Annotated in this window: 23 protein-coding genes; 10 read left to right on the forward strand and 13 right to left on the reverse strand. The window is 43.6% G+C overall.

The window, feature by feature from the left end; translation table 11 throughout:
- Positions 1–10: 10 nt before the first annotated feature.
- Entirely contained in the window at positions 11–1,960 is a 1,950-nt protein-coding gene (gene fliF / locus ICV36_RS08045; RefSeq protein ID WP_215400187.1) for a flagellar basal-body MS-ring/collar protein FliF, read from the reverse strand.
- A gap of 176 nt (positions 1,961–2,136) precedes the next feature.
- On the opposite strand from fliF, the gene ICV36_RS08050 reads away from it, so the two are divergent.
- The 5 genes from ICV36_RS08050 to ICV36_RS08070 are packed head-to-tail and all read left to right on the forward strand — an operon-like array spanning position 2,137 to position 6,924.
- On the forward strand, positions 2,137–3,282 hold the full coding sequence (locus ICV36_RS08050; protein ID WP_215400188.1) for a PAS domain-containing sensor histidine kinase: 1,146 nt from the start codon (positions 2,137–2,139) through the stop codon (positions 3,280–3,282).
- A gap of 41 nt (positions 3,283–3,323) precedes the next feature.
- Positions 3,324–4,841, forward strand: coding sequence for a sigma-54 dependent transcriptional regulator (locus ICV36_RS08055; protein WP_215400189.1), 1,518 nt, complete (start codon positions 3,324–3,326; stop codon positions 4,839–4,841).
- A 46-nt stretch (positions 4,842–4,887) separates the two neighbouring features.
- Positions 4,888–5,211, forward strand: a complete 324-nt coding sequence (fliE, locus tag ICV36_RS08060) for a flagellar hook-basal body complex protein FliE (RefSeq protein WP_215400190.1) — start codon at positions 4,888–4,890, stop codon at positions 5,209–5,211.
- A 43-nt stretch (positions 5,212–5,254) separates the two neighbouring features.
- Entirely contained in the window at positions 5,255–6,214 is a 960-nt protein-coding gene (locus ICV36_RS08065; protein WP_215400191.1) for a hypothetical protein, read from the forward strand.
- Positions 6,211–6,924, forward strand: coding sequence for a hypothetical protein (locus tag ICV36_RS08070; RefSeq protein ID WP_215400192.1), 714 nt, complete (start codon positions 6,211–6,213; stop codon positions 6,922–6,924). Before ICV36_RS08065 ends, ICV36_RS08070 begins: the two co-directional genes overlap by 4 nt.
- Positions 6,925–7,032: 108 nt before the next feature.
- On the opposite strand, the gene ICV36_RS08075 is transcribed toward ICV36_RS08070, so the two are convergent.
- The 9 genes from ICV36_RS08075 to ICV36_RS08115 form a co-directional block, all read right to left on the reverse strand.
- The gene (locus tag ICV36_RS08075; RefSeq protein ID WP_215400193.1) at positions 7,033–7,293 is read right to left on the reverse strand and encodes an EscU/YscU/HrcU family type III secretion system export apparatus switch protein; all 261 of its coding nucleotides are present in this window, start codon (positions 7,291–7,293) and stop codon (positions 7,033–7,035) included.
- Positions 7,286–8,359, reverse strand: coding sequence for a hypothetical protein (locus tag ICV36_RS08080; RefSeq protein WP_215400194.1), 1,074 nt, complete (start codon positions 8,357–8,359; stop codon positions 7,286–7,288). Before ICV36_RS08080 ends, ICV36_RS08075 begins: the two co-directional genes overlap by 8 nt.
- A 61-nt stretch (positions 8,360–8,420) precedes the next feature.
- Complete coding sequence (gene fliS, locus ICV36_RS08085; protein WP_215400195.1) at positions 8,421–8,864, reverse strand: flagellar export chaperone FliS; 444 nt, start codon at positions 8,862–8,864, stop codon at positions 8,421–8,423.
- 8 nt (positions 8,865–8,872) lie between these two features.
- The gene (fliD, locus tag ICV36_RS08090) at positions 8,873–10,606 is read right to left on the reverse strand and encodes a flagellar filament capping protein FliD (protein ID WP_215400196.1); all 1,734 of its coding nucleotides are present in this window, start codon (positions 10,604–10,606) and stop codon (positions 8,873–8,875) included.
- A gap of 68 nt (positions 10,607–10,674) precedes the next feature.
- Positions 10,675–11,067 (reverse strand): flagellar protein FlaG, encoded by a 393-nt coding sequence (locus ICV36_RS08095; protein ID WP_215400197.1) that lies wholly within the window; start codon positions 11,065–11,067, stop codon positions 10,675–10,677.
- Between the two features lie 72 nt (positions 11,068–11,139).
- Positions 11,140–12,378 carry a flagellin gene (locus ICV36_RS08100; protein ID WP_215400198.1) on the reverse strand — a complete coding sequence of 413 codons (1,239 nt, stop codon included), beginning with the start codon at positions 12,376–12,378 and terminating at the stop codon, positions 11,140–11,142.
- A 171-nt stretch (positions 12,379–12,549) separates the two neighbouring features.
- Positions 12,550–12,942 (reverse strand): flagellar protein FlaG, encoded by a 393-nt coding sequence (locus ICV36_RS08105; RefSeq protein ID WP_215400197.1) that lies wholly within the window; start codon positions 12,940–12,942, stop codon positions 12,550–12,552.
- Between the two features lie 72 nt (positions 12,943–13,014).
- Complete coding sequence (locus tag ICV36_RS08110; RefSeq protein WP_215400199.1) at positions 13,015–14,247, reverse strand: flagellin; 1,233 nt, start codon at positions 14,245–14,247, stop codon at positions 13,015–13,017.
- Positions 14,248–14,540: 293 nt separating this feature from the next.
- Positions 14,541–16,454 carry a tetratricopeptide repeat protein gene (locus ICV36_RS08115; RefSeq protein WP_215400200.1) on the reverse strand — a complete coding sequence of 638 codons (1,914 nt, stop codon included), beginning with the start codon at positions 16,452–16,454 and terminating at the stop codon, positions 14,541–14,543.
- A 242-nt stretch (positions 16,455–16,696) separates the two neighbouring features.
- On the opposite strand from ICV36_RS08115, the gene ICV36_RS08120 reads away from it, so the two are divergent.
- The 5 genes from ICV36_RS08120 to ICV36_RS08140 all read left to right on the forward strand — a co-directional run bounded on the left by ICV36_RS08120 (position 16,697) and on the right by ICV36_RS08140 (position 24,921).
- Complete coding sequence (locus ICV36_RS08120; RefSeq protein ID WP_215400201.1) at positions 16,697–19,255, forward strand: flagellin; 2,559 nt, start codon at positions 16,697–16,699, stop codon at positions 19,253–19,255.
- Positions 19,256–19,598: 343 nt separating this feature from the next.
- The gene (flhA, locus tag ICV36_RS08125) at positions 19,599–21,689 is read left to right on the forward strand and encodes a flagellar biosynthesis protein FlhA (RefSeq protein WP_215400202.1); all 2,091 of its coding nucleotides are present in this window, start codon (positions 19,599–19,601) and stop codon (positions 21,687–21,689) included.
- Positions 21,690–21,723: 34 nt separating this feature from the next.
- Positions 21,724–23,370, forward strand: coding sequence for a flagellar biosynthesis protein FlhF (gene flhF, locus ICV36_RS08130; RefSeq protein ID WP_215400203.1), 1,647 nt, complete (start codon positions 21,724–21,726; stop codon positions 23,368–23,370).
- Positions 23,367–24,185 carry a hypothetical protein gene (locus ICV36_RS08135; RefSeq protein ID WP_215400204.1) on the forward strand — a complete coding sequence of 273 codons (819 nt, stop codon included), beginning with the start codon at positions 23,367–23,369 and terminating at the stop codon, positions 24,183–24,185. The genes flhF and ICV36_RS08135 overlap by 4 nt, the downstream gene beginning before the upstream one ends.
- Before the next feature lie 46 nt (positions 24,186–24,231).
- A complete protein-coding gene (locus tag ICV36_RS08140; RefSeq protein WP_215400205.1) occupies positions 24,232–24,921 on the forward strand; it encodes a FliA/WhiG family RNA polymerase sigma factor in 690 nt (229 codons plus the stop codon).
- A 24-nt stretch (positions 24,922–24,945) separates the two neighbouring features.
- Here the strand turns inward: ICV36_RS08140 and ICV36_RS08145 are convergent, their stop codons facing one another.
- From ICV36_RS08145 to flgM, 3 genes are read right to left on the reverse strand one after another with little or no spacing between them, the layout of a single operon-like run.
- A complete protein-coding gene (locus ICV36_RS08145) occupies positions 24,946–25,632 on the reverse strand; it encodes a tetratricopeptide repeat protein (RefSeq protein ID WP_215400206.1) in 687 nt (228 codons plus the stop codon).
- Between the two features lie 49 nt (positions 25,633–25,681).
- Positions 25,682–26,095: a hypothetical protein gene (locus ICV36_RS08150; protein ID WP_215400207.1), complete on the reverse strand. Its 414-nt coding sequence runs from the start codon at positions 26,093–26,095 to the stop codon at positions 25,682–25,684.
- 38 nt (positions 26,096–26,133) lie between these two features.
- A complete protein-coding gene (flgM, locus tag ICV36_RS08155) occupies positions 26,134–26,469 on the reverse strand; it encodes a flagellar biosynthesis anti-sigma factor FlgM (protein ID WP_215400208.1) in 336 nt (111 codons plus the stop codon).
- Between the last annotated feature and the right edge of the window lie 44 nt (positions 26,470–26,513).

Below are 26,513 nucleotides of genomic sequence, written 5' to 3' on the forward strand. Positions count from 1 at the left end.
ACTCTTTATCTCAACCTGCAGCAGCAGCAGCTGCATTGGCATTATTCGTTTTTTCGGCATCCGCAGCCAACCACTCTTTAAAGATGCCGGATACCACTTTTGGATTTTCAGCAACAAAATCGGTTGCGTACTTGAGAAGCGAGTCGTATTCGTTCTTTTTCTCTTCTTCTTGACGAAGACGCTCTTCCTCCATGCGCTTTCTCTCTTCTTCAATACGCTGACGCTCTTCCTCTTCAGCAATACGCTGACGCTCTTTCAATAGCTCCATTTCCATACGCCGTTTTTCGCGTAGTTTTGGATCCATTTGAGCCATTTCTGCTTTGATTTTCTCGTCAAACTCTTCTTCAATGCGCTGTTCTTCCAATGCATCGTCGATTTTCTTTGGAAATAGTAAGGGCTTAACTACACCAAAGAACATGATGCCAAGCGATCCCAATATGATGGCAAATTTGAAGAATTCCTTACTAAGTTCAATAACACCTGGTTGCTTGTAAAACGCAGGCTCTTCTGGAACCTCAAGCTTGAAGGGAATATTAGCAACACTCACACTATCGCCACGCTTTTCTGTGTATCCAACTGCATCACGAGCAAGATTATTAATCTGATCTAACTCTTTGGCACTAAATGGCACAGGTTTTAATGGCTTACCATCTTTGTCAATACCAGTTGGTTGCTTATAATTGACCACCACTGCAGCAGATACTCTTCTGACTTTGCCCTTTTCGGACTTTATTCGCTCAATCGCACGATCTAACTCATAGTTGACCGTCATATCTTTTTTGATATTGCTCGCTGACGAACTCGAGCTTGATGGTGGTGCATTCAGATTTTGTGGGCCAGTGTTTGCTGCAACGCCTCCTGGGGCATTAATAGGGGCTTGACCACCACCAGGAGGTTGATTTGTAAGTGCACCTGGCACACCTGATGCGGACGAACTTGGTGTTGCGGCCTCATTACTTTGCTGGCTACGAATCGAGGATTGATTCGGTGGGGAGTTTCGACCAAAAGTTTCCTGGGTACGCTCCAGCTCTCCAAAATCCATATCCACCGTCACTTGAGCGCGAACATTTTCCTTACCAGTAACAGGCTCTAAGATAGCTTGCACGCGCTTTGAGAGGGCGCCTTCCAATTCCGCTACGTACTTAAGTTGGTTGCTGTCTAAACCCATTAAACGCTGAGCATTTGGCGCAAGAAGACTACCTTCGGCGTCCACAATAGTCACGTTAGCCGGACCCAAATTAGGAACAGACGATCCCACTAAATTGGTAATCGCAGCGACTTGTTGAGCATCCAAAAAACGGCCAGGGTGCATGGTCACAACCACAGATGCGGTGGGCTTTTCCTGCTCACGCATGAAGGCAGTTTGTTTTGGAATCGCCAACATCACCCGTGCAGATTTAACTTGCGCCAAGGAACTAATGCTGCGAGCCAATTCGCCTTCGAGACCGCGCTGATAATTGACTTGCTCAACAAATTGGCTAGTGCCCATCTTTTGGTTTTCAAGCAACTCAAAACCAACGTTACCGGCCTTGGGTAACCCTTGACCAGCCAAGCGTAAACGGGTTTCGTAGACTGCCGATTCAGGGACCAAAATTGCGGCACCGCCCTCCGTAAATTTGTAGGGCACATTCATTTGTTGCAAGGCCGCCACGATGGCAGCGCCATCACGCTCATTCACGCTTGAGAAAAGCACTCGATAATCGTCTTTACTACGCCCAGAGAAGGTGACAAAAATCAGTGCGGAAATGAATAGAAATAAAGCAGCGGCAACAATAAGCCGTTGCTGAACTCCCAGCGCTTCAAAGCGCATTTGGAGCTCTCCCAATTTTGAAGGAAGTTTTACCTTGCCCGCACGCGGGGCTGATGCTGGAATAGCTGAGGCTGCGGTTTTAGAGCCAATATTGACTACTGCCGCATCCTTTTCGCTTCCCTGTATACCGGGCTGTGCTTCTTCGCTCAATGGCTCATTTCCGTAAGGTCAGGCAAAAATTTTACAAATGATAATAGCACTAAATATAGAACATTTTTGCCTATATTCTCTAAATATTGATATTCTATGCCCATATTAGCTAAAAAGTGGCAAAATTTGCCACCCCCACTACTTAAGAATAAAACACCTAAATCAATCAAAACCCATTGATCAATTCTGAACCCAATATACCCTCAAGCAATACGCAGAGTCTAGATGCTAAGCACCTAGAAGAGGCTTTTGCGATCTTCTATGCTGAGTCACAAAAGCTGGAGGCCCAACAAAGCGCACTTCAGGAAAAGATCAATCAGTTAAGCGAGGAACTACAAAAGTCCAATCAACGCCTTGGCATTCTGGTAAATGCCATTCCAGCTGGGGTAATTTTGCTAGAAAACAATATTGTGCTTCTTCATAATCCGGCAATGTTGCACTTTTTACCCTCCTTGTGTATCGGGCAACCCTTTGACATTCCGAACGATTGGCAACCATCAATTGCCCCGGGTGAATATGTCATTAATACCCTTGATACAGAAGACTCAAGGCCTCTGAAAACTGTGCAAGTGATTCGCATTGACGACGGCATTCGCAGTTACATTCAGATCCAAGATATCACTGCCAACATCACGCTTCACCAAGAAACTCAACGTGAAAATCGCCTATCAGCCATGGGAAAAATGGCCGCTGGCATTGCCCATCAATTTCGGACGCCCTTGGCAACTGCTCTGCTCTATTCATCGCATCTGTGTGATGACGATCTGGCGCCCGACATGTCAAAAGAATTTGCGCAGCGCCTTCGCAAACAATTATTAGATCTGGAAAAACTGTCGCAAGATATGTTGCACTTTATTTCCAATCGCCCAAGTAAAACTATTTTGGTTAGCGCCAGACAAATCATTGATGAGGCAATTGCAAGTATTCAAGCCTTATTTGAGAGTAATCATGTGCAACTGAAGATTGAGTGGGATGTTCCTGCATCAACCCTGCTATTGGTTGAGCCTAAGTCGATTCCAAATGCGATCGTAGCAATTTTAGAAAATGCATTAAGCGTTTCAAAGCCTGCAGATCAGGTGCTCATACAGGCTAAAGTTGAATCAAAAAAGTTAATCCTCAATATTGAGGATCAGGGTCCCGGAATTGCATCAACCATCATTGACTCTTTATTTGAGCCCTTCTCTACCACCAGTGCAAATGGCACCGGCTTAGGGCTATCGATTGCTAAAAACACGATTGAAGCACACCGTGGAAACATAGCTGTAGAAAACTCCGCCAAAGGTGCAATTTTCAAAATCACCCTTCCGATTTCCTCTGAATAGCGTTAATTTCATATTCACTTTACCCAGCGAACAAACCAACCATGACCGAGTTTTTAAATGAGCGCTTCCCAGTGATACTTGTTGAGGATGATGAAGACCTCAGGGAAGCGATTGCGGTAACACTGCGCATGAAGGGTATCGACTTTGTGACGCATCAGCGTGCCGAGACCGTCGTCCCACTTCTGCGGCCCGATCTCAAAACAGTCCTAGTAACTGATTACAAATTACCAGGTATGACAGGTATTGATTTACTCAAAATCGCCCAAAAAGAATGTCCTGATTTACCAGTTGTAATCATGACAGCATTCGCAGATGCCAAGCTTGCTGTTGAGGCCCTGAAAGCTGGCGCCCGCGACTTTTTGATCAAACCATTTGTGCCACAGCAACTCATTGAAATCATCTCACGCTATCGCTCATCGGATGACACTTTTGACAGCACTTCGAGACATACAATGGTTGCGCAAAAAGCTAGCACAACAGAGACCCCTAAGAGTGAGGCAATCGGATCAGAAATTCGATCAGCCGAGCATAGCGTCATTGCAGTAGACCCCCAAACAGTAGCCATTTTTTCACGTTGCGAACGGGTAGCCGGAACGGACACGAGTGTAATGGTTACCGGCGAATCTGGCGCTGGTAAAGAAGTAGTAGCGCAGCATATTCATAAAACGTCCAAACGCGCTAACGGTCCTTATGTAGCCATCAACTGCGCCGCCATTCCAGATACGCTTTTGGAATCTATTTTGTTTGGCCATGAAAAAGGTTCATTTACTGGCGCTACAAAGGCGCAAGCCGGTAAGTTTGAACAAGCCAATAAAGGCACTTTGTTTTTAGATGAAATCGGCGAGATGCCAGCAAGCCTTCAAACGAAATTGTTGCGAGTGCTGCAAGATAAAAAAATTGAGCGCATTGGTTCAACCGATTCGATTCAGGCGGATGTGCGCATCATTGCTGCAACCAATTTGAACCTCCAGGATCAAGTTAAGGCAGGAAAATTTAGGGAGGATTTGTACTTCCGCCTAAACGTTTTTCCCATACATGTTCCTGAACTTCGCAAGCGCCCACTAGATATCATTCCGCTGGGCGAATTTTTCCTCAAGCGTTACAGCGTCAATATCGGCAGAGACAATTTAAGTCTAAGTTCACCCGCCAAAACATTGCTTCAACAATATAGCTGGCCAGGAAATGTACGAGAACTTGAAAACATCATTCAGCGTGCGGTCCTGTTGGCTGATGGAGAGGAAATCTCTGCGCAGGATCTAGAATTAGATCTTCCTCAGGAGACCCAGGCAAGCCCTAGCAGTCCCCAACCACACCAAACCTCTATGGCCAATGAGTCCCCAAATTTAGCACCTCAATCAGGGCAAAATGGCACAGAAATTGCATCAATTAAGAGCGAAATTGGTCAAGATATTGAGTCAGTGGAGCGAGAGCACATCCTCAAGGTTTTGGCTGAAGTAAATGGAAATCGTACAAAAGCCGTAGAGATTTTAGGAATTTCAGCAAGAGCACTACGTTACAAGCTTAAATCCTATAAAGAAGCTGGCTTTTTAAACGAATAAGCAAACTTAGTGATTTTTTGAGTGTTTTTGATAGATAATTGAGCACATGAGTACAAGCAACGTTGATTCTATGATTACCCGGATGCAGGCCTTGGCCGCTGCAGCCAGCGGTAAGCCTGTTGCTAGCGAAAACTCAGCCGCTAATGGCGTTGACTTTTCTGCTGTTCTGAAAAACGCGATCGAAAACGTTAATACGGCTCAAAACAGCGCCCAAGCAAAAGCCCAGTCTTTTTCTACCGGCGCCTCTGATACTTCATTAGAAGATGTCATTGTTTCTTTGCAAAAAGCCAATCTTTCCTTGCAAGGCATGATTGCAGTACGAAACCGACTGGTAGACGCTTACAAAGAAGTGACTAATTTGCAGGTTTAGTTTCCACTTTTTTATATTCAATATAAGAATATAGGGGAGTTAGTTGCAGGAAGTTAAATCCAAAATATCTAGCAAACAATCATTTCTTGTTTGCGCAGCGCCCTATAGAAATTCCTCTGCTGGCGTCATTTGCTTGCATGAGCTCTGCGACGCTTTAGTCAAATTGGAGTACGAATCTCACCTTGTCATTATGGGTGGAGATGCGCCAAATTTTACGTTTCACGCATCAAAAGACCCAGCGCACTTTCACCCCAAGCTAACGCGTTCAGGATTTACTTGCGATGACCTAGATAAGAGGATAAACGAAATTATTCATAGTGGGATCACAATTTATCCCGAAGTAGTCGTTGGAAATCCACTTAATTCAAGAAGAGTGGTTCGCTATTTTCTAAATAGAGACGGCGCCGTAACTGGACACAGGTCAAACTTTACTAAAAAAGATTTTATTCTCACATACGCAGATGAGTATTTTCAAAATCCACATTACACCTTGTACAAACCAATTACCGATGAACACTTTAATGATATTGATGCCCCTGATTGGGATCGAAGGCCATTTAATTTGACCTACATCGGCAAAGGAAGCAACTATATAAAGTGCTCCACCATTAATAAGACGATTGAAATAACTAGACAATGGCCGCAAACAAAAGCCAATTTAGCGTTTATATTACGTAACTCGAAGTATCTATTCTGTTGGGACAATCTTACGCAGTTGCATGCTGATGGAGTCCTATGTGGAGCAAAACCTGTACTTTTGCAAGACATTCAGTCCAATAGGCATAATGGGCTCTATGGGCCCTTTGGTAAACTTCCTTATTTGATAGGGAGCGTAAAGAATAATGAAGTAGAGCTAATGGAGCACGATTCTTATGACGCAGATAGAAGATCCTTTATTGTTAGATATCGAGAAAAATTTGATGGTTGGAATGGAAATGTATTCCAAGCTGTCAATACGATGCTAGAGTTTTTTATTCACTCCAAAAATCAAAGATACCCATGAATCCTATTCTTCTCGTTACTTGCGCTATCAACCCGCCCCTCGGAATTAAATATCTCAATTTGAATCAGCCGAGCGAAAGATTAATTACCACCAAATCTTCAATATTTTTTTGGGCATCTCTCGGAATAAAAAAGCTACTCATCGTAGACTCAACGCTCACAAAGGTATTAAACGAAGAGGATCTTGAGCTCCTTAGAGCTGTTGGAATTGATGTTGAACAACTCTCTTTTCAGCAAAATAATGAAGAAGTTATTCATAAGGGCAAGGGGTTTGCCGAGGGAAAGCTCCTCGAATTTGCCATAGATAACTCAAGATTGCTGAAGACTGAGCCATTCTTCTTTAAAAGCACGGGAAAAGTTTTCTGTCGAAATTTCTCAAAAATAGTCGAACTAATACGCTCCAATCAAATCAAGGGCATATATTGGTCACTTTTTGAACATGGCCAATTTAACACCGTTGATACTCGTTTTTTCTTCACCTCCGTTGAAGATTGCCATAATTTTTTACTGCCTATTTACAATAATCTAAATGAGACTGAAATTGGAAAGTGTATTGAAGAAACCCTCCCGGAATATTTTGATGCAATGCTAACAAAAGGATGGGCGGTGAGACCTCATATTTCAGGATTTGCAGGTGGCCATGGAAGACAATGGGAGGAGAGCAACCTAGGGGAAATAGAGAACTCCTTTCCCTGTTGGTTCAAAAATTAGAGTAAATCATCCCACTCTTTGTTTATCGTAAGCGACGTTGAAGTCTGATAAGCGAACCTGAAACTCATAAGGCTTTTTATTTAAGTGGTTATTCTATAGTATTTGGGGCTATTTTCCATCTACCTCATATGCCCATGCAAGGACCTCTGCTACAGCAGCATACAGTTTTGGCGGCACTAACTCATTAAGCTTAAGTTGCATTAAAAACTCCACCAACTCAGGCTCTGTTCTTGTGGGAATGCCGAATTCTTTTGCTTTTGCCAAGATGGCATCAGCTACAAAACCTTCGCCTTGCCCTGTAATTCGTGGTGCCGCGCTATTGGTCTCATAAGCGAGAGCAACAGCTTTACGGATTTTTTTCTCATCCATTGGAACTAGTCTCAACACCTTTGAGACTCACTTTTGCATCGGGATCTACCTGGGTACGCATTTGCTCTAATAGCCGCGCGAATGAGTTACTTAATGTGGCTTGCGATTCGGGCGATGCCTCAATAGCAACGTGCACGCTCTCCACAAACTGAGTACCAACGACTCTAAATAGACCTAGATTAGGAAGATTAACTTCCATCGTGATCTTGCTGCCTTTTTGCATTTGAGTTGGATCTTGGGGATCTGGTTGCCATGCATCTTCTCGATATAGGCGACCCTGAACATTAGGCATTAATTGACCCTGCCACAGTAAATCACCACGCAACAACAGCTTTACTGAATCCTGAATGGCTGGGCTGCTAGTGCTTAGGTTTGAAATCAACTTTTCAGCTTCAGCTGGTATATCAGTCACGCCACTAGCTTGTATGTCACCATCCTCGCTAGCTGGAAACAAAAGTCTCTTTAATTGATCGGCCGCAAAGATTCCAGAAGTTTGTAAATTTTGGTACAAGACGCTCATGGCGACTTTTGGGTCAGTCGTATTTGCAAGCAGATTGTTTGTTGCATTCATCGACCCTGGCCAGTTAACTACAACATTCTGTGCAGAGCTTTTATTGCGAGACTTATCCGCCTTACCTAATTCAGGAACATCTACCGCCAAAATATCTGAGAGCAACTGCCCTAGAGCTGCTCCACCCAAGTTATCCATGCGACTCAAGCTTTTGGATAGCAAACTATCAATCTGAGATTGGGATGGATTGGCAGCAGCCTCAGCTTGATCAGCGGTAAGGCCAGAAATTTCTAACAACACTGCTTGATCCACAGAGGGCTCAGTTGGTGCCAATGGATTTTTCTGACCATGCCCAACAGCACTTTTTAGAGCATCTTGCAGTGAACCTCCCGCTGAGGAGTCGACTACTGGCAGAGGCATATTGAGTGCAACTCGGGGATCTATAGCTGCAAGGCTTTCTACCACAGCGGGAGCCGCAGGGGGTGAGATTAAATCGTTACGATGAAAATCTACCAGTGGGTTTAAAGGTAAGTTTGGGGGAATAGGAATTGCCATTCTAATCCTCCGTAATTTTTATTAAATTCTTACCTAGGAACAAAAAAACATACTTGCTTCTTCAGTAACTTGAGGCTTGTGATGTCTGGTTCATACTGGGATCGGGAGCGGCCAATCCCACTACCAACTCTTTAGGGGCCAAAGAAACCCAAGCTTCATAGAGTGGGCTCAACACATTAATCACTTCATCAACCTTTTCAGGTGATTTAGAAACTCGAGCATTAATAATTTCGCGCAACGACCATTCATAAATTGCCCCAAGATTCAGGGCAACTTCACCGCCAACATCTGGATTTAAAGCGGCAAGCAGCCCCTGCTGAATCAAATCGTGAGCCTTAGTGAAGGGCTCGACACCATACTCACCATTCTCAAGAGCCCTCTTTGCAACCTTCAGATGATCAAATATGCGCTCATAAATGAGCACAATCAGATCACCCGGCTCCGCGGCGCTAACCGATGTCTGAACTGAACTATCTGCGTAAGCTCTTGCTGATCTTGAGGGCATTTTTTTATCTACTTGTTATTGTTACTATTAGTTAATGCAGTCAAAGCACTCGTTAAAGAATTACTTGTGACGCTTAGTTGATAAAGAAGTGTATTTAATGCTGAGTATTGTGTGATGTAATTGTTTTGAATCTTAGCCAACCTATCTTCTAGGTTGGTCTGTTTAGTATTTAAATCGTCAAGCGCTGAATTCTCATTGGCTATCGTATCCGCGATTAAACCACCGCTACCAGTTACCCCAATCAACCCGTCGATATATTTATTTAAGTAATTTGTATTACTCACATAACCCATTTTTACACCACTTGCTAATTTGGACTGAAGTCCATTTGATTGTGCAGCTGCAAAATTTGTTGAGTTAAATGTAGCAACGCCATCTTTTGCTAGATCTATTCCTAGATCCTTCAAACTGATTGAACTCACACCGTTAACCCCATATGAAACACCCTTGGCAAAACGTGCCTTAATTTCATTTATAAAGTACAACATGGTGGGATTAGCGGCAAATGTCCCGGTTTTCCCAGAGCTCGAATTATGCGAATTGGCGATCATTGACTTATGCGTATCAATGAGGTCGTTATAGGCTGCGATTAAGCTCTGAATTTTTGTTGATGAGTTATCTGCGCCTTCACTAACATTAATTGTGTAAGTATTCGTGGGGTCAGCCGCCTTTAAAGTAAAAGATGCTCCATTAATCACATCAGAGATAGTATTGCTTGATCGTGAGTAAGTTGTACCATCGACCTTAAAACTTGAATTAGTAGCAGTCACAGAGGCCGCTGCGTCCTTATACACACTGCCTGCACCACTAAACGAAGTGGCACCACCGAGAGACCCAAAATCGCCGACCGTAAGGGCATTATCGGCTCCTGTTGCTGTTCCGCGTATTGTAAAAATGTAATCTGAGCTGCTGCTTGTTTTCGTCACCGCAGCGCTTGCACCAATCCCCAGGGCATTAATTGCTGTAGCTAATTCGGTAATATCAATCTGTAGTCCATTAGCAGGAACCGTCAAATTTCCTAGGGAGATACTTGTTGCGGTTGCCCCACCTATAGATGCACTAGAAATACTTAAGGCATCCCCATCTTTAAAGCCACTGCCTACCGAAGTAATTGCGACAGTAAAATTTCCAGAACCATCAACGGTAACGGTTCCATAAGCACCGCCGCCACTAGCCCCAGAAATCAGTACATTGGCATAGGTTCCCGCAGTGTAATGGTTTGCTCCAGCAGAAAAAATTTTGGTCGCCAATGTGGATGCTCCGGTATCCGAAGTCTTTTCTTGACCAGTCAATCCACCATAAACAGTGTAGGTTGACCCAGAACCAACTTGAATCGTAAATTTCCCATGATCTAGTGGCACTGTGGCAGAGGCAGACGGGAAATTTGCGCCAGAAGTGCTTTTGTATGTCAATACAGTGGCTTTAGCAAGTGAAATATTGCTAATGGCATAACTACCAAAAACCGAGCCCGAAATACCTGTGGCAGAAATAACATCAGGATTTGAAGAGCTAGCATTTAAAACTGAAAAATTACTAGTTGTCTCTAGGCCATCTAATGCTGACTGGAAGCTGGCGATTTTTCCCTTGATCACACCAAGATCGCTAATAACTGTCTCTTCCTTGGTAATTTTTGCCTGCAGGGCAGTCAAAGGCACTTTTTCAGCCTTCATGAGGGAATCAACGATTCCCGCTACGTCAATAGAGGTTGTCGAATTTGCGCTGGAAGTAGAGGAAACAGCCATTTTTACCTATCTAAATTTCATAATCCAAGCTAAAGTCTTGCAAGAACTATGCCAATCAAATAAATACTCTACGCCCGCTGGCTCACCAGCACGTTATTCATTCTCTGAAAATCCCTGGCCACCTTCAATAATTCCTCAGAAGGCAGTTGACGAATTAGCTCTCCAGTATCTGGATTGACTACCCGAACTACATGGTAGCCCGTTGTTTCATCTACTGAAAAGTTCAAGTTACGACCCATAGACTTCACAAACTCTTGTAAATCAGCAGCGGCTTTTGCCACCGCTTCGCGGGTAGGTCTACTCGTTTCATTAATATTTGAAGGCTTAATTTCAGCCGCAGCAACTTTAGATACCACCTCAGCATCAGATCTTGTTTGAAGTGCTTGGGGCGGTGTGCTGGCAGGCTGCATTACGCTGGCGCTAGTAGCGGCGCTATTGTATGCATTAACTGTTGTGCTCATTCCGAATTCTCCCGTGTACTAACTGCTGATGCATAGTGTATTACCCATCACACTATGCATCAACTTATCCCATTACTTCAACAAAGACAGAACAATGTTTGGCATCTGATTAGCTTGGGCTAACATTGCTGTTGCAGCCTGTTGCATGATCTGACCCTTCGTCAATTTCGCAGTTTCTGCTGCAAAATCAGTGTCTGTGATCGCTGAACGTGAGCTCTGTAAGTTAGTGCTATAAGCTTCTAAGTTCTGGTTAATGTAGCTGATACGGTTTTGCAATGCCCCCATATTAGAACGCTGCTCAGAAACAACGTCTAGGGCTGCATCCACAAAGGTTCCCATCGTACTAAAGGCATTTGCCCAAGTCGCTTGTGCAGTCGAAGTCGTATAACTGTTAAGCAAGTTAATCTGACCACCCAAATCATTCATTGCCTGGAAGCCACCGGAGGTAGTATCGGTACGCATATTAATTGCATCATAAACCACCATATTTGGAGTAGAGGTATCTGAACCACCTTGGAAATAAAGGTCAGGCACTGTGCCGCCAGTTGTGGTGATTACCTTACCATTTAAATCTGTACTTAACAATGTCGCCGTTGCTATTGATGTAGCTGTAATATTAAGTGACAAGCCAATTTGATCAAAGTTAATTGTCTTAACACCAGCGGCTGTTCCAGCATAATCAGTCAACGCTAACGTCTGAGAATACGTTGTACTAGTAACTGCGCCAGCATATGTACTTGTGATAATTGAGGAAGCGGTCAAGTTGCCAGAAGATCCTGCAAGAGTAAATGTTCCCAGCGCCATGGTATTCGCGGAAACTGAGTTAATAGACCCTGTAGTTGAGGATGTGCCGATGTTTGTACCGCCCGTTGTAATTGATGCGCTTACAGTTGAAGAAATCAAATTATTTCGGTTGAACTTGGTGCGAGCTGCTGTTGCGTTAATTTCAGTATTTAGTTCGTTAATCTCATCAACGATTTGAGTACGCTGACTAGCCGATAATGAGCCATCGTAACCTTGGGTTGTTAGTGTTTTAATGCGAAGCAACATATCCTGAATGGTCCCCAAGGAGGTATCTGCAGTCTGGATCAAATTGGTCGCATCATTCAAGTTACGACGAGATTGATTAACACCATTGATCTGGTTTTGCATGAACTGAGAAATTGCTAGACCAGCAGCGTCATCCTTAGCGCTATTGATACGTAAACCAGATGATAGGCGCTGTACCGAATTAGCTAAGTTATTTTGGGCATTCGATAAGTTATTTTGCGCATATAACGAAGCCAAGTTGGTGTTAATTACTGTTGCCATGACATTTTCTCCATGTGTTCTGTCAAATTGAAGCCAATTTCAATAGATTGACCCCCTGTGATTGATTTAACGGACAGGATGAAGAAAGTGTTTAGGGGGGCTTAAGGGCTAAATACTCGTATGTAAAAAAGCCGCACAAAGGCGGCTTTTTGAAAGCATGAAATAAATACTCTACGCCCGCTGGCTCACCAGCACGTTATTCATTCTCTGAAAATCCCTGGCCACCTTCAATAATTCCTCAGAAGGCAGTTGACGAATTAGCTCTCCAGTATCTGGATTGACTACCCGAACTACATGGTAGCCCGTTGTTTCATCTACTGAAAAGTTCAAGTTACGACCCATAGACTTCACAAACTCTTGTAAATCAGCAGCGGCTTTTGCCACCGCTTCGCGGGTAGGTCTACTCGTTTCATTAATATTTGAAGGCTTAATTTCAGCCGCAGCAACTTTAGATACCACCTCAGCATCAGATCTTGTTTGAAGTGCTTGGGGCGGTGTGCTGGCAGGCTGCATTACGCTGGCGCTAGTAGCGGCGCTATTGTATGCATTAACTGTTGTGCTCATTCCGAATTCTCCCGTGTACTAACTGCTGATGCATAGTGTATTACCCATCACACTATGCATCAACTTATCCCATTACTTCAACAAAGACAGAACAATGTTTGGCATCTGATTAGCTTGGGCTAACATTGCTGTTGCAGCCTGTTGCATGATCTGACCCTTCGTCAATTTCGCAGTTTCTGCTGCAAAATCAGTGTCTGTGATCGCTGAACGTGAGCTCTGTAAGTTAGTGCTATAAGCTTCTAAGTTCTGGTTAATGTAGCTGATACGGTTTTGCAATGCCCCCATATTAGAACGCTGCTCAGAAACAACGTCTAGGGCTGCATCCACAAAGGTTCCCATCGTACTAAAGGCATTTGCCCAAGTCGCTTGTGCAGTCGAAGTCGTATAACTGTTAAGCAAGTTAATCTGACCACCCAAATCATTCATTGCCTGGAAGCCACCGGAGGTAGTATCGGTACGCATATTAATTGCATCATAAACCACCATATTTGGAGTAGAGGTATCTGAACCACCTTGGAAATAAAGGTCAGGCACTGTGCCGCCAGTTGTGGTGATTTTTACGGTATTCAGACCAACTGCCAAATCTCCTGCAGCACCACCAGTTAAGGTTACATTTATTGACAAGCCAATTTGATCAAAGTTAATTGTTTGAACACCACCAGCTTGAGATGTATACCCCGTCAACGCTAACGTCTGAGAATACGTTGTACTAGTAACTGCGCCAGCATATGTACTTGTGATAATTGAGGAAGCGGTCAATGTACCTCCACTTGTACCAGCAAGTGTAAAGGTGCCAACAGCCATTGTGTTCGCTGTAACTGAATTTACTACTCCATATGTAGAGGTATTAACAATACTGGTAGCAGTAGTAGTCGCGCTTACAGTTGAAGAAATCAAATTATTTCGGTTGAACTTGGTGCGAGCTGCTGTTGCGTTAATTTCAGTATTTAGTTCGTTAATCTCATCAACGATTTGAGTACGCTGACTAGCCGATAATGAGCCATCGTAACCTTGGGTTGTTAGTGTTTTAATGCGAAGCAACATATCCTGAATGGTCCCCAAGGAGGTATCTGCAGTCTGGATCAAATTGGTCGCATCATTCAAGTTACGACGAGATTGATTAACACCATTGATCTGGTTTTGCATGAACTGAGAAATTGCTAGACCAGCAGCGTCATCCTTAGCGCTATTGATACGTAAACCAGATGATAGGCGCTGTACCGAATTAGCTAAGTTATTTTGGGCATTCGATAAGTTATTTTGCGCATATAACGAAGCCAAGTTGGTGTTAATTACTGTTGCCATGACATTTTCTCCATGTGTTCTGTCAAATTGAAGCCAATTTCAATAGATTGACCCCCTGTGATTGATTTAACGGACAGGATGAAGAAAGTGTTTAGGGGAGTGAGAACGATTATGAAAAAATACATTAAAAACAAGGATTTGCATTATTTTTTGGATATGCTTGAAAATAACTCCAACCTCAAGAATTAAGTTTTATAGCTCGAATAATGAAAAACTCCAAGGAAATTTTTGCGGCAGTAACTCATTAACTATTGCCGAAAATAATGCAAAAATGTAGTCTCAACTTGTATTTCTCATAATTTATTATTTTTCAGGTCCATAGAAATTCTATTAACTACAGATTCCCAATCATTGGGGCTTAATTGCCGATAGATCCTGAAAGTTGGATACCATGGACTATCCTGCCTCTCCAACAACCATCGCCAACATGTATCAAAACGATTCATAAGCCATACAGGCTTACCAAGTGCACCTGCTAAGTGCGCCGTTGATGTGTCAACAGAAATAACAAGATCTAAATTTTCAATCAGTGCCGCAGTATCAGTAAAGTCATTTAGTGAATCAGCATGATTGATAATTTTTGGGCCGTCCCAGTTTTGTAAATGAAGCATAACTAGTTCTGACTCTGGGAGCTCCCCCTTTTGTAGACTATGGAACTCAATTCCTTCAGTTTTAAAATTCTTTAACTTCGATAATTCAATATTTCTTCTTCGATTTAATGGCCATAATTCTGGCTGATCAGGCCTAAAGCCGCCCGACCAAACCAACCCCACTCTTTTACCATTCCTTGGCCCCAATTTTTGCTTCCACACCTCAGTTTTTTGTGGATCAGCCTTAAGGTATGGAATTTTGTTTGGAATGCTATCGATTTGGGTGCCTAAAAGGTAGGGGAGGCTCATCAAGTTACAGTAATAATCGAACAAAGGTGTTATTTCGCCCATCGAAATAATTTGGCCTAAGCCATCTAAATTTCTTAACAAACTCTTAAGGGGTGGCTGGACTTCTAAAATAACTTTGGCCCCCATTTCTGACAAAATTTTGACATACCTACAAAACTGAATAGTATCCCCAAGCCCCTGTTCGGCACGCAACAAAATTGTCTTATCCCTTAATGGTTGCAGGGATCCTAGCCATTCGTATTTTTTTAACTTATTCCGTTCGTAAGTAAAAACTGCTTTTTTCAGATCTAGTCTACTTTCATATTCCCTCCAACCCCTCTCAAAATCTCCGCTACAAAGAAGCAATAAGGCGCGATTCCATATAAAATCAACTTTCGTCGGCTCAAGCTCGATCGCCTTGTTGTAGTCAGCAAGAGACTGCTCAAATCTCAGCAACCTCTCAGACGCATAAGCCCTATTGAAATAAGCACCTGCATAATTTGGATCAATCGATATTGCCTTGTCATAACATTTGATTGCATCCTCAACCTCTTCAAGCCTCTCAAGTGCTACACCCTTGTTCTGATATGCCTGCAGGAACTCTGGGTTAATTGCAAGAGCAGCATCATAACTTTCGATTGCCTCTTTGTATTGCCCCATCTTTTCTAAGGCAACGCCTTTATTACCCAGGGACTCGAAGAATTTTGGTTGTAGCTTTAAAGCCTTTTCAAAGTAATTAAGGCCAATGTCAGGATTATCCAAATCAACCAAACATAGCCCAAGATTATTAATTGCCTCAATAAAATCAGGCTTAATTGAGATAGCCCTTTCATAAGCGTTAATAGCCTCTAATAATTTACCCGTCGAATTAAGAAGATTCCCTTTGATGAAAAAACCTAGATGATTGGTTGGACACAGAGAGTTAAATTTCTCAAGGGCAACAATTGCTTCATTAGATTTTCCAATTTTTGCCAGAATATTCGCTTTATTATAAAAACTTTCTGCAAAATTAGGGTCTAACTCAATTGCCCTGTCTATGCTGTCAAGCCCTTCTTCAAACTTCCCAAGCCCCTTAAGGGCCATGCCTCTATTACTCCATACGCTAGCTTGCTGATTATTTATCTTTAGAGCGTCATCGAACTGCCTTAGGGCTTCAGCAAAAGAGTTCTTTTGGAGTGAAATTACCCCCATCAATTGAATGGCATCAAAACACCGAGAATCAACCTTAAGAATTTCTTCATAAATCTTCCGAGCATCCTCTAGTGCACCTATCTGATGAAGGGAAACCGCATTGGCCAGTTTTGCCGCAGACTTATCTTGTTTTTTCATATTTATTTACGCCATTAGCCCAATTACCTTTAGAAGGTGATCATATTTAGTTCAAGTGGTAATGAATTTTTTGAAGACATGCAATTTTCTTGCCAAAACTGAGGAATATCCCTTAAGTTCACTATTTTTTCAAATTTATGGGCTGTCAAGACCTAGATTTGGGTCATAATCCGGCGCCCCCACTAAACGAATAATCAAAATTGTCCGTATAGAATTAACCAATAACTCGCTTAGAGACGGCCATGGTTACGATCAATACAAATATAAGCTCGCTTTATGCCCAGCAAAATCTTGCTGAAACTCAAAAAACGCTTACAGACACCATTGCCCATTTATCTACAGGGAAAAGGGTTAACAGCGCCCAAGATGATGCTGCATCCCTAGCTATCTCACAAAGCATGGTGAGCCAAATTCTCTCAATAAATCAATCAGTAAGTAATTTAAATAATGCGACTAATTTGATGCAAATTGCTGATACCGGATTGTCTTCACTACAAGATATGTTTTTACGTATCAATGAGCTTGCTGTGCAAGGACGCAATGACAGCCTAACGGGGTCTCAGAAATTAAGTCTTGTCAAAGAGCTTTCCGCACTAAATGATGAAATTGATCACGTTATCGACCGAACCAAAATAAATGGAAATGGTCTTTTAACGAATTATGGGGTACTCGATATTGGCTCTGGGTTGCAAGTAGGCACCGTAAATGTTGGGGTTTTAGATTCTACTATCGCATCCAGTATTGACGTCGGTGGTGCACGCCCTGGAATCTATAAGTTTTCAAATTCAGGGGCTGAACTCACCCTAACCAAAACCGACTTAAACGATAATACCCTAGGAAATCAAACCGTTACCGTTGCAACCCCAACCGGTGCAAGGGGCAGCACTTATAACCAAGTTCTTGACTTTAGCGCCTTTGGAATTAGCATTAACCTACGAAGCACAACTATTGGCATTAATGGACTAACTGATAGTGGCGACGAGATTGCCCATAACCTTAACAATATTTTTAAACCCATTATTGTTGATGAAGCGGTGCGACTCAATTTTGGAACAGACAGCACTAACGGATCGCCAATCTCTTTTAGGCCAATCAATCTCACCACAATTGCCACTCCCGATGCGGTACTTGGCGAGAATTTAAATCAAAACGGAATATCAAACACGAATACAGGTGCCATACAGGTACTTGCTTCTCCTGAAACCGTAAAAGGCAACTACGCAATCACAGTCAACCAGTCTGCTGCTGCTTCAGAATTCGAGCTTGTTGGATTTAGTAACAGCGGCACTGGAAACGCATCACCAAGTACTGTCGGTATCAATTCTGGATTTACATTAACGGCTGGCGATCGAACTTATAAAGCCAATGGAGATAAGGTTGTTGGAGGAGTTACAACCTCTGGAGCAGTTCCAGTTTTGACCGGATCAAACGTCAACGTAGATACCTTCACATCATGGATAAATAGCCTTAATGACAACAACATCTCGGCTCGCCTGTATCAGCGTAGCACTGGTGATTATGCTATCAAGATTAATGGCGGACAAACTGGTGCTGATAATGCCGTCTCATTTACCAACATGAATTTAGTAGTTGCTAGAAATTTTGTAACTAACACTAAGGTTTATGGAAATGTCAACCTAGCAGCAGACGGGAAGTTGACAACAGGCTTCACTTATACTGTTTCGGATCCCTATTCAGCAACTCCCATCACAACCACTGGCGGGATATCTGCATACGAAGGTAATAGCGGAACATACTTAAGTTACAACAATTCACAGCCAGCTTACTTGAGCAGCAGCTATTCAACCCTACTCAGCGGAACGTCCTCTACAAGCGGCGGCATAGAGGGAAATATAGAGCTCTCACCAACTCCAAGCTATGTTAATTATTACCCTTACTCCAACCCATACAACGCAACGTATGACTCCAAAAGTACACGATACTACGGAGGAACTACACGTAGCCAGCCAGATGCACCGGTAAACGTAACCACTTACGACCGCAATTACACTTATGCCTATTCAGCAAGTTACGCGCGCTATTTGGACGATGGAGTAACACTTAACCCATCATGGAATGGATTAACTAGAGATCAACCCTTAACCTCAACGTATACGAGCGGATCAGCTGCATGGGGAACAACGGGTTACGAGTACGGTTCATCAACATGGGATGTAAATTTCACATCAAATCTTGAATTGTTAAATTCCGTTGTCAATATAGACCCCGCTAGGAATGCAACATTAACCATTACTAATGGCGGAACCACTCGAAGATTAACTGAATCGACCAATACATTTACTGATGCCACTACCGGATTAATTCTGAACGTAGGCACAGGTCGACAGGCATGGGATGGGGCGGCGGCTGCCAATATCGTAGTTGGCGATGAACTTCCACCATTACCCAGAAATAACTCTAACCTTGTTGCAGTAGATCAAAAAATAACTGCCATGGAGAGCTTCACCGCAAATACAAGCACTGTCGACTGGCATGCCGCGTTTGATTTTCTTCAAGATCAATCGGATAAGGCGCTAGATTACCTATCTTATGAGCGTGGGATTATTGGCGCTCAGATTAACCGCGTTGCATTTATCAATACCAATTTAAAATCTCAAGGCCAAAATCTTGATAAATCCAAATCCGATCTAGTGGACGCCGATATTGGGGCAGAAACAGCACAGTTTGCAAAGAGTCAGTTACAACAAAGGGTTGCCTCGCAAATGGTAACGCAGGCAAATTCGCTGGCTAATCCAATTAAGACTATGATAGGTCTATGGGACGACATTAAATCCAAGTAAGCACAGCCCTTCGATCTTTGAGACATCCCTCTTCTGAAAGAGCCCCTTTATTGGGGCTCTTTTTATTTGCCATAGACTTACCTGAAACTAGCCTGATTTATCTCGGATAATCTATATTTTTCAATAGCTTAGGAACTTTTTGCCGTCTTTTTGGGCAAAGATGGGCAAAATTTGCCATTTTTGGTGTTTTTCTCACTGAAATCCAGTATATTTAGGGTTGTTTTTAGCGCTAGCCACTAGATATAGATATAGAGGTTTTGCAAACGGGCGCTAACTACATTGGGCTTGTTTTTCACTGTTTCAACACGTTTTTATTCATTTATCGGGCAAAAGACCTATTCGCATGAAAATCCTGGGTTTTGACACCTCGAAGTTGCCAAGTCCCTCGGCACAAGGCGCCATCCCGATTCTGGTTTTACTGATTTTGATCATGATGCTGGTGCCATTACCAGCCATCATTCTCGACATTCTATTCACCTTCAATATTGCGCTATCAATCATCGTTCTGTTTACGGCGATCAATATTAAAAGCTTTAAAGATTTTGTTGCCTTCCCAACGGTTCTTCTACTCACCACCCTGCTTCGTTTATCACTTAACGTTGCTTCCACCCGTATTGTTTTATTAGATGGTTACAAAGGAACGGATGCTGCCGGCAAAGTGATTGAAGCATTTGGCGTCTTTTTGATTGGCGGCAACTTTGCTGTTGGTATTGTCATCTTCGTCGTCATCACCATCATTAACTTTGTAGTGATTACCAAGGGCTCGGGTCGCGTAGCTGAAGTCTCTGCACGCTTTGCTTTGGACTCAATGCCTGGTAAACAAATGGCAATTGATGCCGATTTGAACGCGGGTCTGATTCAACAAGATGAAGCAAAAGCCCGCCGCGCGGACGTAGCTCAAGAGGCAGATTTCTTTGGATCGATGGACGGTGCGTCGAAGTTTGTACGTGGCGATGCCATGGCCGGCATCATGATTTTGGTCATCAACCTGATTGGTGGTTTGCTGATCGGCGTCTTGCAGCATGGCATGGATTTTGGCAAAGCACTCTCGACCTTCGCATCCCTGACAATTGGTGACGGCTTAGTTGCACAAATTCCGGCACTGATTATTTCTACTGCGGCAGGTATTTTGGTAACCCGCGTTGCTACTGAGGATGACTTTTCTGGTCAGGTATCTAAACAGTTTGAAGCCAATAGCAATGCGCTAGGAGTTGTTGCGGCTGTTCTGGGTATTTTGGGTGTGCTGCCAGGTATGCCACACTTTATCTTTCTAGCTTTTGCCGTTCTATTTGGTGGTCTGGCGTACTTAACACATCAGCGCATTAAGAAAGAAGCAGCACAAGCAAAGATCGCAGCCGCACAACCCGTTACCAATGAAGAGCTCGAGTGGAAAGATGTCCCCATTGTTGAGCCACTCTGCTTGGAGTTAGCTTATCGCCTTATTCCCTTGGTGGATAAAGGTGATGACAGTGATTTAATTAAGCGCATTAAAGCCATTCGTCGTAAGTTTGTAACTCAAGTTGGCTTCTTAATTCCGTCAGTGCATATTCGGGATAACTTACAACTTTCTGCGGAAACTTATCGCGTCCTACTCTACGGCGCAGAGATCGGCCGCGGGCAATGTCTGCCAGATCGACTATTAGCCATTCAGCAAAGCGGCACAGAAAAAATTCCAGGCATCGAAGTCAAGGATCCCACTTTCGGCATGCCCGCCGTATGGATTGAACGACGTCAGCGCGATGAGGCTATTGCCAAAGGTTATACCGTTGTTGAACCAGCAGTAGTAATTACCACCCATTTAGATCATTTGATTCACCAACATGCCGCTGAACTCTTAGGCCGTCAAGAAACGCAAGACTTACTCGACCACTTCAAAATGAGCTATCCAAAATTGGTTGATGATGTGATTCCGAAGATAGTCTCTGTCGCACAATTACAGCGCATCTTACAGTTGCTATTAGAAGAAAATGTCCCCATTAAAGACTTGCGCACCATTTTGGAAGTTGCCAGCGAATATGCAGGCAAGCTGAATGACCCTCTAGAAATTCTGCCGCACATTCGGTATGCATTACGCAGAACCATCGTGCAAGACTCTCTCGGAGATGGCGGTAACTTTAAAGTCTTAGGCATTCAGCCAGAGTTTGAGCGCTTAATTGAGCAATCTATTGGCGCAGGCGCCATTGCTCCCGATGGCTTAATCGAACCATCCTTAGCGCGCATGTTTGGGGAAGAGGTGATCAAAGGAGTACAGGAAATGGAAAATGAGAACCTGCCCCCGGTAATTGTCAGCGGTACTCGTACTCGAACAACCATCTCCAGAATCGCTCGTCGGGTTTGTCCCCAAGCCATCATTTTGGCCTTAAGCGAGCTACCGCCAACTGCAAATCTAGCTTTTTACAAGGTTCTTTGTTCCCAAACGGGCAAAAACCCATAAAATCATACTAAAGAGAATCCTTCGGAGTTAACACATGGGCCCCCAAAAATTTATCGCAGCCAATACCGCTGATGCCCTCAAGCTCATACGTGCAGAGATGGGTCCGGATGCTATGGTTCTCTCAACAAAAGATACCGATCAAGGCGTAGAAGTTATGGCAATTACCTCGAGTGATTTAGCCAACCTCTCTGCCCGCTCTGAACTACTTGATCCACAGTTTGGTGAAACAAGCGCTTTTTCTGAGCGCTCCTTAAAAGAGTCCGGCCTCTCCGATAAATTTGCTAACGCCATTGCACGGCGCGCTGAACCCATCTCACCTGCATTATCTGCAGACTCCACTCAGAGAGGGATACGCACCGATGTTCCCAATGGCGTTTTGCGTCGCAACCCTGCTAGAGTAGAGCGCCCTATTAGAGCGCCAGGCGCTGAAGCGTTTTTACCTACTTCATTTAATAATGCAGAGCGCATCCCCAGGGGATCAGCCAATGTCATCAATCCATCCAATAACGACGCCATCTTTAATGCCAGTCTCGCGGCCAATACTAAGGCGGCCCAAGAGGCGGCTGCCCTCAATGCTTTAAAGAGTGCCGCTCAAGGTGCAGCACAAAAAATTCTTGCGGCCAGTAACCTCAATGAAAATAGCCCCGCTACACCCAGCATATCAACTAGCCCCACCCCTTCAGTAGCTGCACAGGCTGAAAGCTCACCCAAAGTTGAAAAGCTACTTTCAGAAATAAGCGAGGTTAAACACCTTCTGCAGTCTCATGTTGCCGGCAGCTTTTGGGGAAATATCCAACAAGAAAATACCCACATTACTGAAGTCGTCAAACATCTACTCAATAGTGGCTTTTCACCAAAATTAGTATCTGAGATTGCCCAAAATCTCCCTGAGAACTTAAGCACACCACATCTACTCAAAAATGCGCGCGAGCAAGTCAAATGCATGCTTAAGACCTCACGGGCATTTGACATCTTCGATCGCGGTGGAGTGTTTGCATTCATTGGCCCAACTGGCGTCGGGAAAACCACCACCGTTGCCAAAATTGCTGCTCGTTGCGTGCTCCGTTATGGTCGCAATCAAGTCGCCTTACTCACTACTGACACTTATCGTATTGGCGCCCAGGAACAGCTGAAAACGTTTGCCAAAATTCTAGGGTTATCGGTTACCGCTGTTCGTGATAGTGAAGATCTAGCAACCAAGATCAAAGATTTTTCTAATCGTAAGATTATCCTGCTGGATACTGCAGGCGTTAGTCAGCGCGATGCCCTGATGGTGGAGCAATCACACCTGCTTGAGCACGGCTCTAGTAAAGCACGTCGTATTCTTGTAATGAGCTCCACCACAGATTTACGCACCCAAGAAGAGGTAATCAATTTACACAATCAAGCAATGCAGAACACCAATGGTGAGAAGCTTGATTCTGTAATCATTACCAAAATTGATGAAGCAGCCCATCTAGCACCTGTCATTGATAGCGTTATTCGTCATGATCTATCTATCTTGTTTGTCTCCAATGGACAACGTGTACCAGAAGATTTAAGCCAGCCAGATGTCAACTACCTTAGTCATCGAGCAATGGCTATGCGTGCTTTTGCCGAAACCTTCTCATTAACTGATGAACAGGTTCCTGCATTACTCTCCGATCATTTAGGTGACTGGATTCGCAAAGTCAACCAATGAGTACAGCAAGCACTGTTAGCGGCAACGATCAGGCCGCAGGATTACGCGACATTTTTGGCTCAGAGTTGTGTCGCATCATTTGTATTGCCAGCACACTCGACCCCGATTCGACGATTCACCTAGGTCACAGCACTGCTCACAGCATCAAACAGCTTGGCCACCGAGTACTGTTTGTTGATGAAGTGCCTTTAGCTGACCGCAAGACTATGTCAGGGTTTTTATATCCCGTACGCTACGATTTAGGTCAGGTTTTTTCAAATTCCGTTGAGCTGCATAAATCACTTAAGCTAATCGAAGAGAACCTTTGGTATGCCACGAGCGTAAAATTGCGCCCCGAAATATCCAGCAGGTACGCAAAATATCCCAAGTTGGATGAGCGTCTGGTTAAGCATGAAATAGACATTGATTATGTGATTTTTCCAACCGTTGATCCACAGGCCAATATCGTCGCCTACTACGGCAGCAATATCAAACGAATTTTGGTTGCATCTACCGAAGAGTCCTGCCTAAAAAGAGCACTTGTGATGATTCGCCAAATGGCAGAGTTGCAACTTGACGAGCCTTTAGCCGTCCTCATCATTGGCGGCGATGATGAAGCGACTGGAAATGCAGCGTTTGCAAAACTACAAGAAGCTTCGCAAATAGCCCTTCAGCAAAATATTGAATTTTTAGGCTGGATTAGTGCACTTACAGCGCAACGCGTTGAAATTGATCTTGACGATATGAGCTTTAACCCCGTTACGAAGGGGCCAACTCATGAATTTGTTCTGCCTCATGGCTTTTTCAAGGCAATTTCTGCCAAAATTACAACTTAAACCTATTTTGATTTTTCCGATAGATATTCCCTTGCGCGAGATGTGATTGAAGCCATCTAGTTATAAACAGTCCGTTGATATTGATCTTGCAATCAAAGAACACTTGCCGCTCGTTAAGCGTATTGCCCACCAAATTTGTTCACGCTTACCCCCCAATGTTGAAGTAGATGACTTAATTCAAGAGGGGCTTACTGGTCTTTTAGATGCTTTGACCCGTTATGAGCCACAAGCAAATCTCAATTTTGAAGTCTATGCGCGAACACGGATCCGTGGCGCAATTTATGATGCCTGTCGCAAAAATGATATTTTGCCGCGTAATCAACGCGACGAATTAGAAGGTCTTGAGAAGGTCACACGCAAGCTTGAGCAAAACCTTGGACGCCACCCCTCTGAGAAGGAGATTGCTGCTGGCGCTGAAATGACGATCGAGGCTTACCATGCGATTATGGCTAATATGGTTCACCTCATGCCGCTCGATGATTTATCGGATGATCTATTGCCTTCAGATACCGATTCGTCAGACCCAATGAGAGCGGTTGCGATGGGACAACTGGCTGAACGCATAGCCACCATATTAGAAGGCCTCCCCGAAAACGAACAACTCGTGTTTGCGCTTCACTACCAAGAAGATTTGTCTTATCGAGAAATTGCCCAAGTAATGAACATTACACCCGGGCGCATTAGTCAGATTCATACTCAAGGCATGATCCGAATCCGTGCCAAACTCAAAATTTAACCCTTAAAACTCGTCAACATTTTGCTACAGGCACTTATAGAGCCTGCGCATATTTTGAATTTTTCCATACTGCAATTCAGCTTCATCAAATTCTTTATGGAAGTTTCCCTTATTGGTATGCTGAAAAATAATCAGTACGCGGTGGGCCTGCTCATGGCCCGCCAATGTGGCAAGAACTAAGTAGTAACAAGCCTTAGAGTGATCCTGGGGTATGTACTCCCCTTTTTCATACAGACACCCCAAGGTATATGCAGCTTGGCGACTACCCTCTTGGGCTCCCATAGCAAGATATTGGATACCTTTTTGCATATTTCGGGGAACACCTTGCTCCTCGGCTAAACCAAGCGCATAGATATTACCTAAATTGCAATATGCATCTGCCACCTCTTCTTTGATGGCTTTTTCATAATACTCAATAGCAGTTTTATAGTCCTGCTTTATCTCCCCCATACCGCGTTCATGCATCAGGGCGACATTAAAATGTGCATAACCATTACCAGGACTGCTATTGGAATTTACCCATTCAAATAGTTTGGCAATTTGCTCAGCATCCAAATGGCCATCAAAGCACATTTTGGTCAGTGCAAATTGGGCTTCTTCATCTAGATCGTGAACAGCCAATTCATAGAAGATCTCAAATGCCGCTTGATAGCGCCCACGATTTAGGTTTTGCCTAGCGATATCTAGACGAGCATTATCAAAAAATTTCATACTGACCAAGAGAAATAAAAAAACACGGGTGCAAAATGCTATCTATTGACTACACCTTACGCGAAAGCACTCCACCAACAGACCCCGGTACGCCCCCCTCGCTATCATAGGTTGCGCTGGGAGCTTGCTGCGCTATAAATGATTGCATTGCAGCGCTTCGTTGCATCGCCAAGCGTATCAGATCACCATTAATTTGGTGGTTGACCGATGCTTCGTCTAGCAAAGACATTAAGCTTCTTCTTTGCTCTTCAGGGAATAATGCAATATCTGCTTTAAGTTTTTCTGCACCGCCAGGGTATTGATTAATTGCATCTAGAGCAGTATTGGTAAGATCTAGAGCGGTTGGCAAGCAATCCATGTCATTTGCCTCCAATGCACTCCGTAAGTCTAAAACGGCACTGGCAATTTTTTGCAAAAATGATTGCATCCCATCAAATGGCATTGATGGAATTTGTCCTGACATAAACTAGATTATTTGAATGCTAATAGCCGAAGCTTAGCTTAGGCTTGTTTTGGTTTTTGACCAATAGCGGCAACTACATCTTTTAACATTGCCTGAGAAATCTTCTTGTAATCAATTTTAAATTCGCCGTTTGCAACTTGATTTCGTAGTTTTTCAATCAACGCTTCATCAGTCACATTATTGGCTTTAGAGTCGCTTTGGACTTCGGCGAGCTTAGCAGTCAAGCTGATATCTAAATTTACCGCTGGACCAGCAACAGCATCTGCGGCAACTTTGTTTGGGCTAGAGTTAACTGAGGACGAGTTTGGACTGGAATTGGTTTTACCAACTCCTGAGTTTTGCGGAATTAATACTCCACTCTCGTTAACTTTCATCTCACTCTCCTCAGAACTGCAACCATTTTACTATTCTTGGCATT

This window comes from Polynucleobacter sp. MWH-UH35A, assembly GCF_018687075.1.
In the GTDB taxonomy this organism is placed as follows: Bacteria; Pseudomonadota; Gammaproteobacteria; order Burkholderiales; family Burkholderiaceae; genus Polynucleobacter.

Bases quoted from the DNA above. Each gene is read 5' to 3' on its own strand.
- ICV36_RS08055 (WP_215400189.1), top strand. From the start codon at position 3,324: ATGACCGAGTTTTTAAATGAGCGCTTCCCAGTGATACTTGTTGAGGAT.
- fliE (WP_215400190.1), top strand. From the start codon at position 4,888: ATGAGTACAAGCAACGTTGATTCTATGATTACCCGGATGCAGGCCTTG.
- ICV36_RS08070 (WP_215400192.1), top strand. From the start codon at position 6,211: ATGAATCCTATTCTTCTCGTTACTTGCGCTATCAACCCGCCCCTCGGA.
- ICV36_RS08075 (WP_215400193.1), bottom strand. From the start codon at position 7,293: ATGGATGAGAAAAAAATCCGTAAAGCTGTTGCTCTCGCTTATGAGACC.
- ICV36_RS08080 (WP_215400194.1), bottom strand. From the start codon at position 8,359: ATGGCAATTCCTATTCCCCCAAACTTACCTTTAAACCCACTGGTAGAT.
- fliS (WP_215400195.1), bottom strand. From the start codon at position 8,864: ATGCCCTCAAGATCAGCAAGAGCTTACGCAGATAGTTCAGTTCAGACA.
- fliD (WP_215400196.1), bottom strand. From the start codon at position 10,606: ATGGCTGTTTCCTCTACTTCCAGCGCAAATTCGACAACCTCTATTGAC.
- ICV36_RS08095 (WP_215400197.1), bottom strand. From the start codon at position 11,067: ATGAGCACAACAGTTAATGCATACAATAGCGCCGCTACTAGCGCCAGC.
- ICV36_RS08100 (WP_215400198.1), bottom strand. From the start codon at position 12,378: ATGGCAACAGTAATTAACACCAACTTGGCTTCGTTATATGCGCAAAAT.
- ICV36_RS08105 (WP_215400197.1), bottom strand. From the start codon at position 12,942: ATGAGCACAACAGTTAATGCATACAATAGCGCCGCTACTAGCGCCAGC.
- ICV36_RS08110 (WP_215400199.1), bottom strand. From the start codon at position 14,247: ATGGCAACAGTAATTAACACCAACTTGGCTTCGTTATATGCGCAAAAT.
- ICV36_RS08115 (WP_215400200.1), bottom strand. From the start codon at position 16,454: ATGAAAAAACAAGATAAGTCTGCGGCAAAACTGGCCAATGCGGTTTCC.
- ICV36_RS08120 (WP_215400201.1), top strand. From the start codon at position 16,697: ATGGTTACGATCAATACAAATATAAGCTCGCTTTATGCCCAGCAAAAT.
- flhA (WP_215400202.1), top strand. From the start codon at position 19,599: ATGAAAATCCTGGGTTTTGACACCTCGAAGTTGCCAAGTCCCTCGGCA.
- flhF (WP_215400203.1), top strand. From the start codon at position 21,724: ATGGGCCCCCAAAAATTTATCGCAGCCAATACCGCTGATGCCCTCAAG.
- ICV36_RS08135 (WP_215400204.1), top strand. From the start codon at position 23,367: ATGAGTACAGCAAGCACTGTTAGCGGCAACGATCAGGCCGCAGGATTA.
- ICV36_RS08145 (WP_215400206.1), bottom strand. From the start codon at position 25,632: ATGAAATTTTTTGATAATGCTCGTCTAGATATCGCTAGGCAAAACCTA.
- ICV36_RS08150 (WP_215400207.1), bottom strand. From the start codon at position 26,095: ATGTCAGGACAAATTCCATCAATGCCATTTGATGGGATGCAATCATTT.
- flgM (WP_215400208.1), bottom strand. From the start codon at position 26,469: ATGAAAGTTAACGAGAGTGGAGTATTAATTCCGCAAAACTCAGGAGTT.